This is a genomic window from Brevibacillus fortis (genome assembly GCF_003013395.1).
Taxonomy (GTDB): domain Bacteria; phylum Bacillota; class Bacilli; order Brevibacillales; family Brevibacillaceae; genus Brevibacillus; species Brevibacillus fortis.
This window is the reverse complement of the sequence record NZ_PXZM01000016.1, coordinates 105,554-122,048: the sequence shown is the minus strand read 5'-3', so window position 1 is coordinate 122,048 and position 16,495 is coordinate 105,554. Positions and strand designations below refer to the sequence as shown.

Sequence of the window (16,495 nt, the reverse complement as noted above, 5' to 3'; positions counted from 1 at the left end):
GGCAGCATGGATAGCAGGCTTTCTTGGGTCAACAGGATCGCCGCTTGCGAATCCTCCAACGTATAGCCGATTCTCTCTTGTGGATAGGCGGGATCAATCGGTACGTACGCGCCGCCAGCTTTGAGAATACCCATCATCGCTACGATCATCTCAGTCGTACGTTCCATGAGAACAGCGACCAAGACCTCTGGGCCGATCCCTTGCGCACGCAGATAGTGAGCCAATTGGTTTGCTCGTCGGTTCAGCTCCGCGTACGTCAGTCTTTCTTCTCCGACGATTAAAGCCTCAGCATCCGGTGTTGCGACTACTTGTGCTTCAAATAGCTGGTGCATCACCGCGTCCCGAGCATATTCCGTTTCCGCTGCGTTCCATTCCACTAACAGCTTGTGGCGTTCCTCGTCTGTGATGAATGAAATGGCAGAGAGATGATCAGTAGGCTGAGCCATCATTGACTCTAATACTTTGATCAATTGAGCCAATACCTGATCCATGGTGATCTGCTCGAATCGATTTGTTTCATAAATCAGCTTGAGCAATAGCTCTTCGCCAGGCGCCGCCACCAATGTCAATGGATAGTTCGTCTGCTCAACTGCTTTGATTGCGTTTAGCGTCATGTCTGTATTAGACTCTGTTTTTGTACCAGACATGTAGTTCTCGAAAACGAGTATACTGTCAAACAACGCCTGTCCAAGCGGCACTTCGCTCCAGCTTTGAATGTCAACGAGCGGCGTGAACTCGTACTGACGTATCTCACTCTGTTCCTGTTGGATGTTATGCAGCCAGTCGATCACCGTCATTTGTTCCGAGAAAAGCACGCGAACAGGCAGAGTGTTGATAAACAGCCCCACCATGGAGTCCACTCCACGCAAATCTGTAGGACGTCCCAGGTTGGTTGTCCCAAAAACCACTTCCGACTCACCTGCGTATCGACTTAAAATCAACGCCCACGCACCTTGGACCAGCGTATTCATCGTCAGTTGATGCCTACGGGCAAAAGCTTGCAGACTCGCAGTTGTTTCCTTCGATAAAAGAATCATATGATCTGCGTATTCTTTTTGTTGTACAACCCTTCCACCCGGTTTCCCCATGCTAAGCGGAGTGGGTATTCGGAAGCCTCGCAGATGATTTCGCCAATACTGCTCTGCTGCCTCAAGGCTCTGTTGCTTTAACCAGGCAATATAAGATGAAAACGGAGGGGCGACAGGCAGTTTTGCTTCGATACCATCAACGGATGCCCGATAAAATGCCAGCCAATCGTTTAACACGATCGGTGTACTCCAACCATCCAGCAACATATGGTGAAAGCTCCAAACGAGCTGACTGGTTTTCGAATCTAGACGAATCAACGACCAACGCATCAATGGCGGGTGAGCTAGATCAAAGCCTAGCTTGCGATCTTGTTCGAGATATGTTTGTAAGTTCGCTTCTTGCTTTTCTTTCGTTAAGTGACTCCAGTCCAGTTGTTCGACATGCGCTTTTACTTTTGTATGAACGACCTGATGCGATTTCTCTAATCCGCTCCATAAGAAGGAGGTTCGGAGAATTGCATGTCGCTCGACAACTTTTTGCCATGCTTCTGAAAACATCGCCACATTCAAATGATCCAAATTGACGACCAGTTGAACGACGTAGTCCCCGCCTGCTTGCTCATAAAGAGAGTGGAACAGCATCCCCTCTTGTAACGGGGTGAGCGTGTAAATGTTCTCGATCAGACGATTGTTTCCGATGAACTTGTCGAGGCTTTTTTGATCCAACTCCGCCAAAGGGAAATCGGAAGGTGTATAGCCACCTGCCTCTTCAGAGCGGCAATGGGCAATGATCGCTTGCAATGATTGCACATAGTCACGAGCAAGCTCTTCCATCGTTTTTTGTTCGTACATATCGCCGCTGTACGTCCATGTCATTTCTAACTGATCTCCCGCTACCATGCTCAGGAAATCCAGTTTATGAAGTCGGGCTTCATCCTTGCTCAGATTTGATACTGACCAGTTTGGAATGATCTGGAACAAGGAAGCATCAGCCGTTTGATCCTGGTCAAATTGTCCTAAATAATTGAAGCTAATCTCCGGTTGAGGATAGGCTTTCAGGGTAGTTATCGTTTGTTCATCTTTGCTTAAATAACGATGAATGCCGTAACCAATCCCTTTGTCTGGAATCGTGCGCAATTGTTCTTTGACTGATTTTATCAGGGAACTCCAAGGCGTCTTTGGCTCCATTTCCAGCAAGACCGGGTACATGCTTGTAAACCAGCCTACTGTACGAGAAATGTCCACGCCATCGATGATCTCTTCACGCCCGTGTCCCTCAACTGAAACATAGAGTGTCTTTTGCCCCGTCCAGTTGTTATATGCTCGGATCAAAGCACTGAGTAACACATCATTAATCTGAGAGCGGTAAGTGGCTGGTACCTCCTGCAACAAGGCACGCGTATCGTCCACGCCCAGCTTTACCTTTACTTGAACGGCCAGACTTTCTGTGTTCTTTCCATTAGGATGGTCAACAGGCAGGTTGAATACATGACTTGTATCCAGATTCGCCCAGTATTCGTCGACTACGCTTTGCTGAGCGTACTGTGTCAACTGTTCCGACCATCGCTTGAAAGATGTCGTCTTCTGAGGCAAATTCAGCTGGTGCAACCCTGTCAATTGTTGATAGGCCGTTTGCAAGTCATCCAGAATAATTCGCCAAGAAACACCATCGACAGCGAGATGATGAATCGCAATGAACAGACGCTGTTTGGCCCCGAATTGGAAGTATGCAGCACGAAGCAATGGTCCTTTTTCGATATCCAAACTTTCTTGCAGCTCGTCTGCGATGGCTTGCATTTGTTCCTCTATTTCCGTTTCAAGTACACCCGTCAAATCTACTACCTGAAATACTTCCTCATCCGAAACGACATCATGAAATTGCTCCCATTTTCCGTTGACGTTCCGAAAACGCAGGCGCAATGCATCATGGTGAGCGAGAATCATCGCAAAAGCTTTTGCCAATAAACCCGCATCCATTTCTTCACGCACAGCAAGCATGACTGATTGATTCCAGTAGTTGACATGGCAAATGTCCTGCTCAAAGAACCACGTCTGAATGGGTGTCAGAGGCAATTCGCCTGTAACAACACCCTGCTCCATATGAACTTGTGGTGCATCCTCAAGAACAACGACACTTGCGGCCAATTCTGCCAATGTTTGAGAGTCAAACAAGTGCTTTGGTGTAAATCTGATACCCGCCTGATTGGCACGCGACACAATTTGAATAGTCAGAATCGAATCGCCGCCCAGTTCGAAAAAGTTATCGTGAATCCCGATTGACTCTACACCTAGTACTCCTTGCCAGATTTCGGCCAGCTTGCGTTCTATTTCCGTTTGTGGGGCAACAAAGCAGTCTTCCCATTGAGCTCGCAAGGCATCGGGTACCGGCAAAGCACGGCGATCTACTTTTCCGTTTGGAGTGAGAGGCAGGGCATCCATCAGTATGATGACAGATGGCACCATGTAGTCTGGCAGTCTATCTTTCAAAGACTGACGCAATTCATTCGTCTGTACCTCTTCTCCCTCATGAAGCACAGCATAAGCCACCAGTCGTTTCACGCCAGGCGTCAAATCTTCCCTGACGATCGCCACTGCTTCCGAAACAGCTGCATGTGCATACAAAGCCGACTCTATTTCCCCCAGCTCAACCCTGAATCCGCGAATGCTTACTTGATCATCGGCGCGTCCAATAAACTCCAGATTGCCATCAACCAAATATCGAACCAAGTCGCCAGTGCGATACATCCGTGCCCCTACATCTATAGAGAACGGATTGGGTACAAAACTGGCTTCCGTCAGGTCAGGACGGTTCAGATAGCCGCGTGCCAAGCTTTTCCCCGCGATGTAAAGTTCCCCGACAACTCCTACAGGTACAGGCTTTCTGCTTGCGTCGAGTACATAGACAGATACGTTGTCAATGGGACGTCCAATGGAAGGGGCCGCTTCCCGTTCTCCCTGGACGGGCACGATGCTAGCAGTAGCAACGACAGTATTTTCTGTTGGGCCATACTGGTTTACCAGCGTAAACGGTACATCCGCAGACGGGTACTGGTGCAACGTATCACCACCCGTCAACATGTAGCGCAATGCTGACTCGGCTGGCCAATGCAAAGTAAGCAGGCTCTCTGCCAAAGGCGTTGGTAAAAAGCTTATCGTGATGCCTGAGTCGACTAACCAATTACGCAGTTTTTCCGGTACAAGACGAATCTCTTCCTGCGGCAGGCAAATCGTAGCACCCGCCGTCAAATATGGCCAAATCTCCCACACCGAAGCATCAAAAGCTGTACCAGCTATTTGCGATGCACGGTCCGCAGCGATTACGTTGTACGCTCGCTGATGCCAATTGACTAGATTCAAGAGTGATCCGTGCTCGATCTCCACTCCCTTTGGCGTTCCTGTAGAACCTGACGTATAGATGACATAGGCGAGTTGTTCTGCTTTAGTCGGAACCGCTGGCGCAACCGAACTCATCTTAGCAATTACATGCCAATCTCGATCCAAGCAAAGGAACGTTGCAGCTCCTTCTGGTAATGCACCCACCAACCGCTCTTGGGTTAAGACCAAAGACATCTGTGCGTTCTTGATCATAAAAGCAAGTCGCTCTTGCGGGTAAGCAGGGTCCATTGGCACATAAGCGGCACCTGCTTTGAGAATCGCGAGTTGACCGATCAACATCTCGATGGAACGCTCCACGCAGATTCCTACCAAGTCTTCCGAGCCAATCCCTTGTTTTAGCAAGAGATGAGCGAGCTGATTGGCCTTCGCATCCAAGTCTGCATAGGTGATTGCACCTTGCTCACCCGAGACTGCAATCTGATCAGGCAACTTTTGTGCTATCTGGGCAACACGTTCGTGCACGCAAAGATCGCGGGAATAATCAACTTCAGTATCATTCCAACCGACGAGTAGCTGATCTCGTTCCACATCGCCTAACAGTTCAACTTCCGTTATTTTCTGCGCTGGATTGGTCGCAATAGCTTGCAAAAGATTGCGGAAATGCTCTGCCATGCGCTCAATCGTCGTACGATCAAATAGATCTGTACTGTATTCAAACACACCCTTGAACCCGTAATCCTCGTCTTCAATCATTGTGAGAGTCAAATCGAATTTGGTCGTCTTGTTGAGATTGACTTCATTCGGTGTAATGGATATCGTCTCGCCTTCACGTACACCCGTTGACATTCCCTGTACGGAGAAAAGTACCTGGAATAGCGGCGAGTAGCTGAGACTGCGCTCAATTTGTAATTCATCGACCAATTTTTCAAAAGGAATATCCTGATTTGCAAAAGCATCAAATGCCGTCTCACGAACACGTCGCAACAACTCAACGAATGTAGGGTCATTAGACAGGTCAGTACGAAGAACCAGCATGTTGACAAAGAATCCGATTAGGTTTTCTATTTCCTGACGATTTCGTCCCGCAACAGGTGTGCCTATCAGAATATCTGTGGTATGCGTATAGCGGTACATGAAATGCTTGAATGCCGCTAAGAGCGTCATGAACAGTGTCGCGCCTTCTTGTCGTCCAAGCTCGCGTAGCTTTTGCCCCACTTCACTCGGTACGTAGAAAGAATAATTGTCACCGCGATAGCTTTGCACGACTGTCCGTGGACGATCGGTCGGAAGTGGCAAAAGTGGTTCACTCTGGCCCAGCTTCTTTTTCCAATAGCTGAGCTGCTGCTCCCATCCATTGTCTTGCCATTTCTCTCGTTGCCAGATTGCGTAATCTCGATATTGAATTGGTAAATCGGCAAGCGGTACTTCCGCTTCTTTGACTAATGCTTCATACACTGCGCTTAGCTCGTTCACCAATACATCCATTGACCAACCGTCTGATATGATGTGATGCATATTCATCCAGAGAACGGACTCTTGTTCCTCCAGTCGGATCAACGCTGCCCGCATCAACGGCCATTGATCCAGTTGGAATGGAGTCGCGCCATCTTCTTCCACCATACTCATCCATATAGCGTCTTTTTCCGCTGCTGGCATGTCCCGCAGGTCAGTGACAGGAAGTGACAAATGTACATTTGTATGAATCACTTGAACCGCTCGTCCTTCTATGTCTATAACCGTTGTTCGAAGTGCTTCATGCCGGTTGATGATTTGATTCAAAGCACGTTCCATTACATTCGTATCGACTGCTCCACGCAGATGGAATCCGACCGGAATGTTGTACATGGCGCTATTCGGGATAAGCCGATCAAGGAACCATAGACGTTGTTGGGCGTAAGACAGCGGTAACTCTTGAGAACTGTCCAATAAAAGCGGTTTGATCGGGCTTTGCTTGATCGGCTCCGCACCTTGGCGAGTGAATTGAATACGTTCAGCCAATTCTGCTACCGTCTGATAGGTAAAAATCTCACGCATTTGAAGCTGAGTCTGAAATAGTTTGGATATACGGGACAACAATTGTGTTGCTAAAAGCGAATGCCCTCCCAATTCGAAAAAGTTATCGTGGATCCCGACTCGTGATACACCAAGAACCTCCTCCCAAATCCGGGCGAGCAATTCCTCAATTGGATTGCGCGGCGCACTGTACGCGTTGCCTGTTTGCACATTGCCATCTGGGCGTGGCAAAGCTTTGCGATCAATTTTGCCACTCGAGGTCAGAGGGAACTCTTCCATTTGAATGAAATGAGACGGAACCATGTAATCTGGCAGCGTTTGGCGAAGCAGTGTACGTAATGAGGCAACAGTCCACATCTGATCGGCGATGATATAGGCGCATAGATACGCTTGATCGTTATGATTTGTGTGTGCCACTACCACTGCATCGCGAATCGATTCTTCTTCGATCAACCGGCTACGAATTTCGTTCAACTCAATCCGAAAGCCACGAATTTTCACTTGATGGTCGATGCGTCCGAGGTATTCGATGTTTCCATCCTTGCGATAACGAGCCAGGTCGCCTGTACGGTACATACGTTTGCCTGCTTCAAACGGATGGGGAACAAACTTTTCGTTCGTCAATTCTTCATTATTTAGATATCCTCTCGCCAATCCAGCTCCGGCAATGCATAATTCACCAGGAACACCGGTTGGCTGTAATTGTCCATATTGATTGACGATGTGCATTTGATAGTTGGCCAATGGCTTTCCAATGGGCACAGGATTTACTATCAAATCTACCGTGAGTGAGTAGCAGGAAGCATAAATGGTAGCTTCTGTCGGACCATAGATGTTCTCCACTTTCACTTCTGGCAATACTTTATATACTTTTGGCGCAAGATCATTCGGCATTGCTTCCCCGGCAGCCATGATGTATCGCAATCGGTTTCCCTCTTCTCGCCCCTCGAGATACTCGACAAAAGGAATGAGCATAGATGGAACAAAATTGACATGCGTTACGTCATAATTAACAATCGTATCCCAAATTTGGGAAGGCTCTTTCTCCGCGCCAGGTTCGAGAATCACCAGTCTGCCGTTGCCTGAAATCCAACCGAAGATTTCTGCGACAGATACGTCGAAGGTATAGGTCGTTTTTAACAAATACGCATCTTTTTCTTGTAGCGGATATTTCTCTTGCAGTGCGAAGATTTGATTCAATAGACTCGCATGTTCGATCATGACGCCTTTCGGTTTGCCTGTCGAACCCGATGTGTAGATGACGTATGCAAGATTACTAGTTTGGGCTACATTTGCAAGATTACCCGGTACTCCCTGATAAAGCTCATCCGCCTCTAGATCAAAGATCCGATCAGCAAAATCAATTGTCTTTACATATCGTTTTTGGGTAAGAAGTAGCACACTGCCGCTATCCTGTAAAATGTATTCGATGCGTTCCTTCGGATGAGCCGGGTCGATTGGTAAATAGGCTCCGCCTGCTTTAAAAATCGCAAGAATGGCAATGATCATCTCCGCTGAGCGTTCTGTGAGCAAGCTGACAATACTTTCAGGTCCGACCCCTTTTGCACGTAAAAATGTAGCAAGTTGATTTGCCTTTTCGTTTAGCTCATGATAAGTAAGCTTTTGCTCTCCCATGACCAGCGCAATGAGATGTGGTTGTTTCTCTGCACGCTCTTCAAAAATCTGGTGAATCAGATAATCAACAGGATAATTGCGAGATGTATCATTAAAAGTATGGAGCTGAAGGTGCTTCTCTTCGGAATTTACCACTTCTAGATTTTTCAGAAGGATATCCGGTGTGTTTGTCACTTGCGTCATGATAGTTGTGAGTTGTTGATTGAGGTGTTGGAGTTGATCTTCCGTAAATACGGATGCATTGTATAAATACGTAACAGTGAGGGTATCGTCTGAGGTGACCATTATGTTCAGGTCGTAGTTGGTTTGTTCAAAAGCATGTAGATTTATGAGAGTGAATTCTTGGTTATATTGGTTCAGACGGGTCAAAAGCTCTGCGCCCATCGGATAGTTTTGGAACAGAATAATATGATCGATCAGTTGTTGATTTTTCTGAATGTCTGCGAGGGAAAGATACTGATATTTTTCCAGCGAGATCGACTCTTCTTGTACTTGTTTCACCAGATCAGAAAACGTTTGATTGTCTCTCATCTGAACACGGACTGGTACGGTATTGATGAAAAGTCCAACCATCTGCTCGACGTTCGGGATATCGCTTGGACGGCCAGAGACAACCGATCCGAATACAACGTCATCAATATTGCTTTGGCGCTGCAACATGAGACCCCAGATTGTACGAAAGAGATTGTTTACCGTTACTTGCGATTGTCTTGCGATTTTATTCAAGTGGCTCGTCATTGTCTGACCAATCGTGAAGACCAGCTCTGCTTGATTGTATTTGATTCCGGTACCCTGCTTTTGAATAAATGTGCTCGGCTCATAGCCACTTAAATATCGTGACCAGTTGACTTTTGCCTCTTCTGCATCCTGTTCCTCTAACCAGCTTATATAGTTGCTGTACGGATAAACTTGGCCGAGATTTACTGATCGCTCGTCTTTTACTTGCTGATAGATTTGGAAAAAGTCATGTAACACAATCGGAATGCACCAGCCGTCGAGCAAAATGTGATGGTGACTCCAGATCAGTGTATATGCATCAGAAGAGGTTTGGACAAGAGTGAGGCGAATGAGCACATCTTTTGCCAAATCAAAGTTTTTCTGACGTTCTCTTTTAGCAAAGTCCTCCAAAAAGGCGGCTTGCTCGTCTTCAGAGAGGTGTGTGATATTTATCACCTGAACGTTTGTCTTTCTTTCCCTGAGTACAATTTGTCGCGGCTTTTGAACCTTCTCAAGGATAAAGACAGTTCGGAGAATATCGTGTCGCTCGATCAGCGCGTTTAAGCTTCGTTCGAGAATAGCTGGATCGATGAGTCCTCTAATGGTAAAGCGCAATTGTTCAAAATAGGACTCTGTTCCTTCGTCCAGGAGGGAATGAAATAACATTCCCTCTTGCATTGGAGATAACGGATATATATTGGCGATCTTTTTACTTGACACGTCTACTCTCCTCCTGAGCTACATTTACTTACAAGTCGCCTATCAAGTCCATAATGTCATCGAGTTCTTCCAGAGAGAGCTTCTTGTCCACAAAATCACTCGGTGTTAACTCAGAATCTTTCTTTTGTATACAATGTTCAATAATAGCGTTCAAATGAAGTTGATAGAGTCCCATGAGCTTGTCTATCGTCGTTTTGTGATACTCATGGCGATTGTAATTCATATAGATAACCAGCTCTCCGTCGATAATCTTGGCATAGATATCTAACGGGTGCATGCGTTCGGCATGAGGTCCTAGCACTCTACCCTCTGGTAGATTCGATGGCGTGAACAGATCATTGTCCAGATCAGCATCGTACTGTCCCAGATAATTGAACACAACCTCGGGCTGGAGTGTGAAATGGATGTCTCGTTTGTGCTCGGTCTCTGTGAGATGCTTTAAGATGGAATACCCGATTCCTTTATGAGGAATAGCACGCATCATTTCTTTGACCAGCTTGATCTGCTCCACCAATTGGCCCGACTTAGTAGCAGGCAGGACGACTGGGAAAAGTGAAGTGAACCAACCTACCGTACGGGAGACATTCAAGCCTTTGACAATCTCTTCACGTCCATGTCCTTCCAAAAAGACTCTAATATCCTTTGCCCCTGTCCATTCCTGCATCGCCATTCCCAAGGCAGTCAACAGGATCTCTTGCGTTTCCGTTTGGTAGGCGTGATTTGCATGGCGCAGTAATTTTTCAGTCTCAATTTTGGAGAAATAAACTGACGCTGTTATCGTCTCCATTTCGGTCTGGTTCATGGTCTCCTGATCCTTTGGCAATGGACGGGTCGGAATGGATTCGACTTTTTTCCAATAAGCTAGTTCGTTTACAAGCTTCTTGCTATTGGCTACGTTTTTTAGCTCTTTCGCCCATTTTTGATAAGAATGTGTTTTTTCCTGTAAAGCAATTGGATTACCTGAGGCTACTTGTTGATAGGCGATTCGGAAGTCTTCCAGAATGATGCGCCAGGAAACACCGTCAACAACCAGATGATGAATCGCAAAAAGCAGATGGTCACCTACTCTTGTCTTGAAGAGCGCTACTTGAACCAGCGGTCCCTCCTGTAAATTCATACTGGCTTGCAGGCGGTTTGCTTCTTCTTCCACTTTGGTTTGAGCGTCCAGCTCTTCTGTAAAATCAAACACATGGAATACGAACAGATTACCATCGTCGCCCCGATTAAACTGGACAAATCCCTCATCCGATTCGGTAAAACTCATGCGCAGGGCATCATGATGAAGCACGAGCGCATTTAGAGACTCCATCAGTCGTTCACTTTGGAAGCCCTCTTGACTGAAAATCATCATTGCTTGATTCCAGTGATGTCTGCTTGAAGTAATCCGTTTAAAGAAGTAGTGCTGGATTGGTGTAAGTAAGACAGGCCCTGTTACCAGTCCCTGATCGATAGTGATACTCTCGGAAATGACAAACGGTGCAATTCGTTCGATCGTCGGATATTTAAACAAATGATTGACTGCCATCATGAGATTCATCCGTTGCAGACGAGACGCGATCTGCAAACCCTTGATCGAATCTCCACCAAGCTCGAAAAAGCTGTCTTCAATCCCTACCCTCTCGATACCGAGCACTTCTCCCCAAATTCCGGCCAGAATCTCTTCCATTTCAGAGCGCGGTGCTACGTATTCCACTTCGCTTCTCACACTTCCATCCGGTTCGGGCAGAGCCTTGCGATCCAGCTTACCGTTGGATGTAAGCGGAAACTCCTTCATGAGAACGAAGTGGGCAGGTATCATATATTCTGGCAATTCACGGCGAAGCAGGTCGCGCAATTGACTGATTGTCCATTCCTTCACGGAAAGCAGATAGGCGCACAAGTATGCCTGATTGTTCTGGTCGGTTCGGGCCATAACCACCGCATCATAAATGGACTCTTCCTGAATCAGTTTGCTACGAATTTCATCCAACTCGATGCGGTATCCGCGAATTTTTACCTGATGGTCCATCCGTCCGAGATACTCGATATTGCCATCCTCACGATAGCGTGCCAGGTCGCCTGTGCGATAGATACGCTTACCAGCCTCTAATGGATGGGCAACAAATTTTTCCGCTGTCAGCTCTTCGTTATTCAAATATCCTCTCGCCAAGCTGATTCCGGCAATACATAGTTCGCCCGGAACCCCTATTGGCTGCAATCGTCCGTACTGATTGACGATATGCATTCGATAGTTGGGCAGTGGCTTTCCGATGGGGACAGGATTCTCCAGTGAGTCTTTTGCGAGCGAATAGCGGGAAGTATATATTGTCGCTTCTGTTGGCCCGTAGATGTTTTCCAATTTCACCTCCGGCAGTACTCCATATACTTTTGGCACGAGATCATCCGGCATCGCTTCCCCACAAGCAAGGATGTACCGCAATCGGTTGGCTTCGTTTCGCCCCTCCAGATATTCGACGAACGGAATCAACATGGATGGTACGAAATTGATGTGGGTTATCCCTTCTTGGACTACCGCTTGCCATATTTCTTTGGGATTCTTTTCCGCCTCTGGCTCGAGAATCACCAATCTGCCATTCCCAGGAATCCATCCGAATATTTCCGCTACAGAAATATCAAAAATGTAGGTCGTCTTCAGCAGGAAAGCATCTTCACACATAAGCGGGTATTCATCCTGCATGGCATGGAGCACATTGAGCAGCCCACGGTGTTCAATCATCACGCCTTTTGGCTTCCCGGTTGAGCCCGATGTGTACATGACATAAACGAGGTCATCCGGCTTGTTAACCAGCGGTAGATTGCTCGTATTTGGGGAAAAGCTACTCTCGCTGTTCAAATCAATAACATCCGCTGTAAAGCTTGCTTTTTCAACGAAATGGGACTGTGCTACCACTATCTTGGCGCCGCTATCCGTGAATATGTAGGACATTCGGTCAGCTGGACTATTCGGATCGATCGGCAGATAGGCTCCACCTGCTTTCAACACGGCGAAAATGGCCACTATCATCTCGAAGGATCGTTCCGATATAAGCATCACCAGATCGTCTGGTTTCACCCCTTTTGTACGGAGGGTATGTGCCAGTTGATTGGCTCGTTCGTTCAACTCTCGATACGTCATGCACTGTTCGCGGAGTACCAATGCGATCTTATCAGGTGTAGCAGTAGCCCATTCTTCTAACAACAGCATGATCAATTTGCTGGGGTATGCTTTGAATGTATCGTTTACCCCTAGAAACAAATCGAGGCGTTGCGCTTGGGTCATGAGTTCAAACGCTTTAACTTGCTCCTCCAAACCGTGAGCAGCTTGCAAAAGGAGATGTTCAAACTGCGCAATCATACGATGAATCATGCTTTCATCAAACAACTGTGTGTTGTATTCAAAAACAATGTGCAGCTCGTTCTCCCGCTCCACCGTTTCTAGTGTCAGGTCGAACTTGCTAATCCTGTTGTTGATATGACGCATGTCGTTTTCCAACTCTGTCTCCGGTGAGCTTTGCATCATGAACATCACATCAAACAGGGGATGACGATTCCCGTCGCGTTTTGCACCAGAGCCTTCAAGAATTTTATCGAAGGGAACATACTGGTTTTGCAAAGCAGACAAAAGCTCTTGCTTAACCTGTTGCAGGTTATGTAAAAAGCTTTCTTCATGGTCAATCGAGAGTAGAAGTGGCAAGGTATTAACGAACATCCCAAGTATCTCTCGCGTATCTGGATGCTGTCTTCCATCTGTTACGGTACCTAGTATGACTTGCTTGCTGTCGTTATTCATTTTGGATAGCCAGACAGATACGATGGTGAGCATCAGCATATAGAGGGTTACATCATGTTTTGTTGCCGTGGTCTTGAGCTTTCTAGTGAGTTCTTTGTTTGCGCGATACGTGATAGTCGCTCCATTAAATGTCAGTTGCGGCGGACGTTTTCGTGTAGGAAGTTGGACAACGGGAAGCTCGCCCTCTAGAAGGGTTTTCCAGTAAACAGCTTGCTGTTTGTATTCGTCACTTGAATGCCAGTCATTTTGCCATCGCGCAAACGATTTGTAGGTATTCTTTAAAGGGAGAAGCTGCTGTCCTTCGAGTAAAGTCTGTAATTCCCGTAACAAACTCGACTTGGATAAGCCATCCATGAGGATGTGATGGGAGTCGAGCCAGAGAACCTGTTTGTCAGGAGTTTCAATTATTCCAGCCCGGAGCAATGGCGCTTTTGCCAAATCGAATGGTTTGATGTGCTCTGCAAGTAGGCTGTGTACCACCTCATCTGCACCCGTTTGACGGACCAATGATAGTTCGGACCATGGAACAATTCGTTTTACGATTTCGTCATGATGCATGTGATACGTGCTTCGTAATCCTTCGTGGCGCATCACCAGCTGCTGCAAGGCCATCTGGATATGCTCCACATCGACGGATTTAGGAAAGTCAACCGTGAATGTCACATTGTATGCGATCGACTCGACATCCTGCTGCTGGATGATGTACATTCGTTTCTCCACCGCGGATGTTTCATATTCCTGTTGTACGATCAGCTCCTGCAATGGTTGTATGCTCGTCTGCTCTTGCTCTGTGAATAAACGTTTCAATTGGCGAATCGTTGGATGCTTAAAAAGCTGGTCATATCTCAAATCGAATCCGATATTCTTGAACTGGGAAATGAGCTGCATGGCCTTGATCGAGTCCCCACCGCATTCAAGAAAATGGTCGTCGATTCCCACCTGCAAATTTCCTAGCACGTTGCTCCACACCTGTGCCAATTGTTGTTCAAGCTCATCAGTGGGCGCGACATAAAATTCCCTCAGCAGCTCCTCATCTTCCTGTACATCTGGCAATGCCCGCTTGTCTACCTTTCCATTCGTGGTGAGCGGTAGAGTCTCCATGTGAACGAAGTGCGTCGGGATCATGTAATCAGGAAGATCATTTCCGAGCCATTCCCTCAGCTCGTGAAAAGGGATTTCATCAGGAGCAACATAATAGCCAACTAAGTATTTGCGGCCATCCTCCCGTTCTTTGGCGATAACCGTTGCCATTTCGACCCTTGGATGATTCATGAGGAATGGTTCAATTTCTCCTGGCTCAATCCGATATCCGCGAATTTTTACCAAATTGTCGAGGCGGCCCAAAAACTCGATGTTCCCGTCAGGCAACCAGCGTGCTCTGTCTCCCGTGCGGTACATGCGCTCGCCCGTCTGTGGATGAATGATGTATTTCTCAGCGGTCAAATCTGGTCGGTTCACATATCCTCGTCCCAACCCTTCACCGAGGATAAATACCTCGCCTGCTACCCCAATCGGTTGTAATGCCAGCTTTTCGTCCAAAATGAAGATGTAGGTATGAGCGATAGGCTTGCCAATCGGAATGCTCTGGTATTGCTTGTCCACCTCAAAAATAGTAGCAACAATCGTGCACTCTGTCGGTCCATACAAGTTGTAAAGCTTGTAAGCACCCCGCCGATCAACCTTTTTTAGCACATCTCCGCCTGTGAGCATCGCTCGAAATGAACGATTATCCATCTGCATGAACTGTTCAGCTGCTCCTGTCGGAAAAAAGCTGATCGTAATGCCTTCTTGGTTACAATAATCATTCAAGGCAATCAGATCATACTTCAGTGCAGAAGGCACGATGTTTAATGATGCGCCCGTGAGCAGGTATGAAAATATATCCAATGCAGACCCATCAAATGAAAAACTGGAATAGACAATGGCTTTGTCTTCAGGGCTCACTTCAAAGTACTGGCGATGCCATTCGCAAAAATTTACCAAGTTGCGATGCTCGATCATCACGCCTTTGGCCAAACCTGTCGATCCCGATGTATACATGACATAGACGAGATCTGTAGATCGATTGACATGCGGTAGATTTTCTTTTCTGTCGCTGAAGCTACCGGGGTCACACACGTCGATCACTTCTACTTCGCAGATACTTTTGGCCTTCTCTATAAGCGGAGTCTGTGTCAATAAAACGAGGGCGCCACTGTCGTTTAGCATATAAGCAATTCGTTCATCCGGATAATCCAGATCGATTGGGAGATATGCTCCTCCGGCCTTTAGAACGGCGAGAATACTCACCAGCATTTCCATTGATCTATCCATCATGAGCGCCACTTGATCGTCAGGCTTAACTCCTTTGGCACGAAGGTTATGGGCTAACTGATTGGCTCGCTCGTTAAGCTGTTTGTATGTCAGGGACTGGTCTTGGAATACAGCTGCTAGACTGTCCGGTGACACTTCGACTTGTCGTTCAAACAACTGATGGTAGGTTTTATCGCCAGGCATCTCTACTTGTGTTCGTTCTCCACAAAAACGCTTTAATGCCAGCAGCTCTTTTACGGTGGTCATATTCAGGTTTTTGTAGAAATCCCGGTCCTTTTTGTAGTGAATCGTTCCACCAGATGGTTGTGGAGATGGTGTGATACGCCCACTTACAATATTCTCCCACTCTCGGATGAACAGATCTTCAATCACCTGATTCGCTTTGTTGTAACAATCGATCAGTGTATCTTCGTCATCAAAAGCAATCTCTTCCTGAACAAGGATATTGCCTGTATCTATGTTCTCGTCTATGAGGTGTAGCGTAACCCCTTTTGGTGTTTCATCCCAAATACTCCAGAAAACAGGGTCTCTCCCCTTGTTCCAGGGCAAGAGGGATGTATGTAGATTGATAATGCGCCCTTTGAAACGGGAAACGATTTCCTTACCCAGAATATAGCCGTACGCGTAACTGACTATATAGTCAATTTGTTTAAAATATTCTGCTTGTTCCTCCCATTTTTTTTCGCACACGATGACTTCGTGGTTCCTTGATTCCAAGTACTGCACAATTTTGTTTTCTTTGCTCATGAATGTTGTTAGGAATAATATTCTCAAAAAAACATCACCAGCATTTCTCATAATTTCGTTGACAAAAAGTTGACTTAGATTGAAAATCGTTTTATATGGAATTTGTGCCACTTTTTTACTTTTTGTTACATGATTTTACATATAACTCAAAAATATGGTTTTATGCAAGTAGTTGTATGTAAATTTTTAAATTTTTTTGTGCCCAACAATAGAGTAA

General features: G+C 46.5%; 2 protein-coding genes. Both read right to left on the bottom strand.

The annotated features are described in order from the left end of the window. On the bottom strand, positions 1–9,407 hold a 9,407-nt coding region (locus C7R93_RS11780; protein ID WP_425266731.1), incomplete at its 3' end, for an amino acid adenylation domain-containing protein. A 70-nt stretch (positions 9,408–9,477) separates the two neighbouring features. Then, positions 9,478–16,305: a non-ribosomal peptide synthetase gene (locus C7R93_RS11775; protein ID WP_106838982.1), complete on the bottom strand. Its 6,828-nt coding sequence runs from the start codon at positions 16,303–16,305 to the stop codon at positions 9,478–9,480. Between the last annotated feature and the right edge of the window lie 190 nt (positions 16,306–16,495).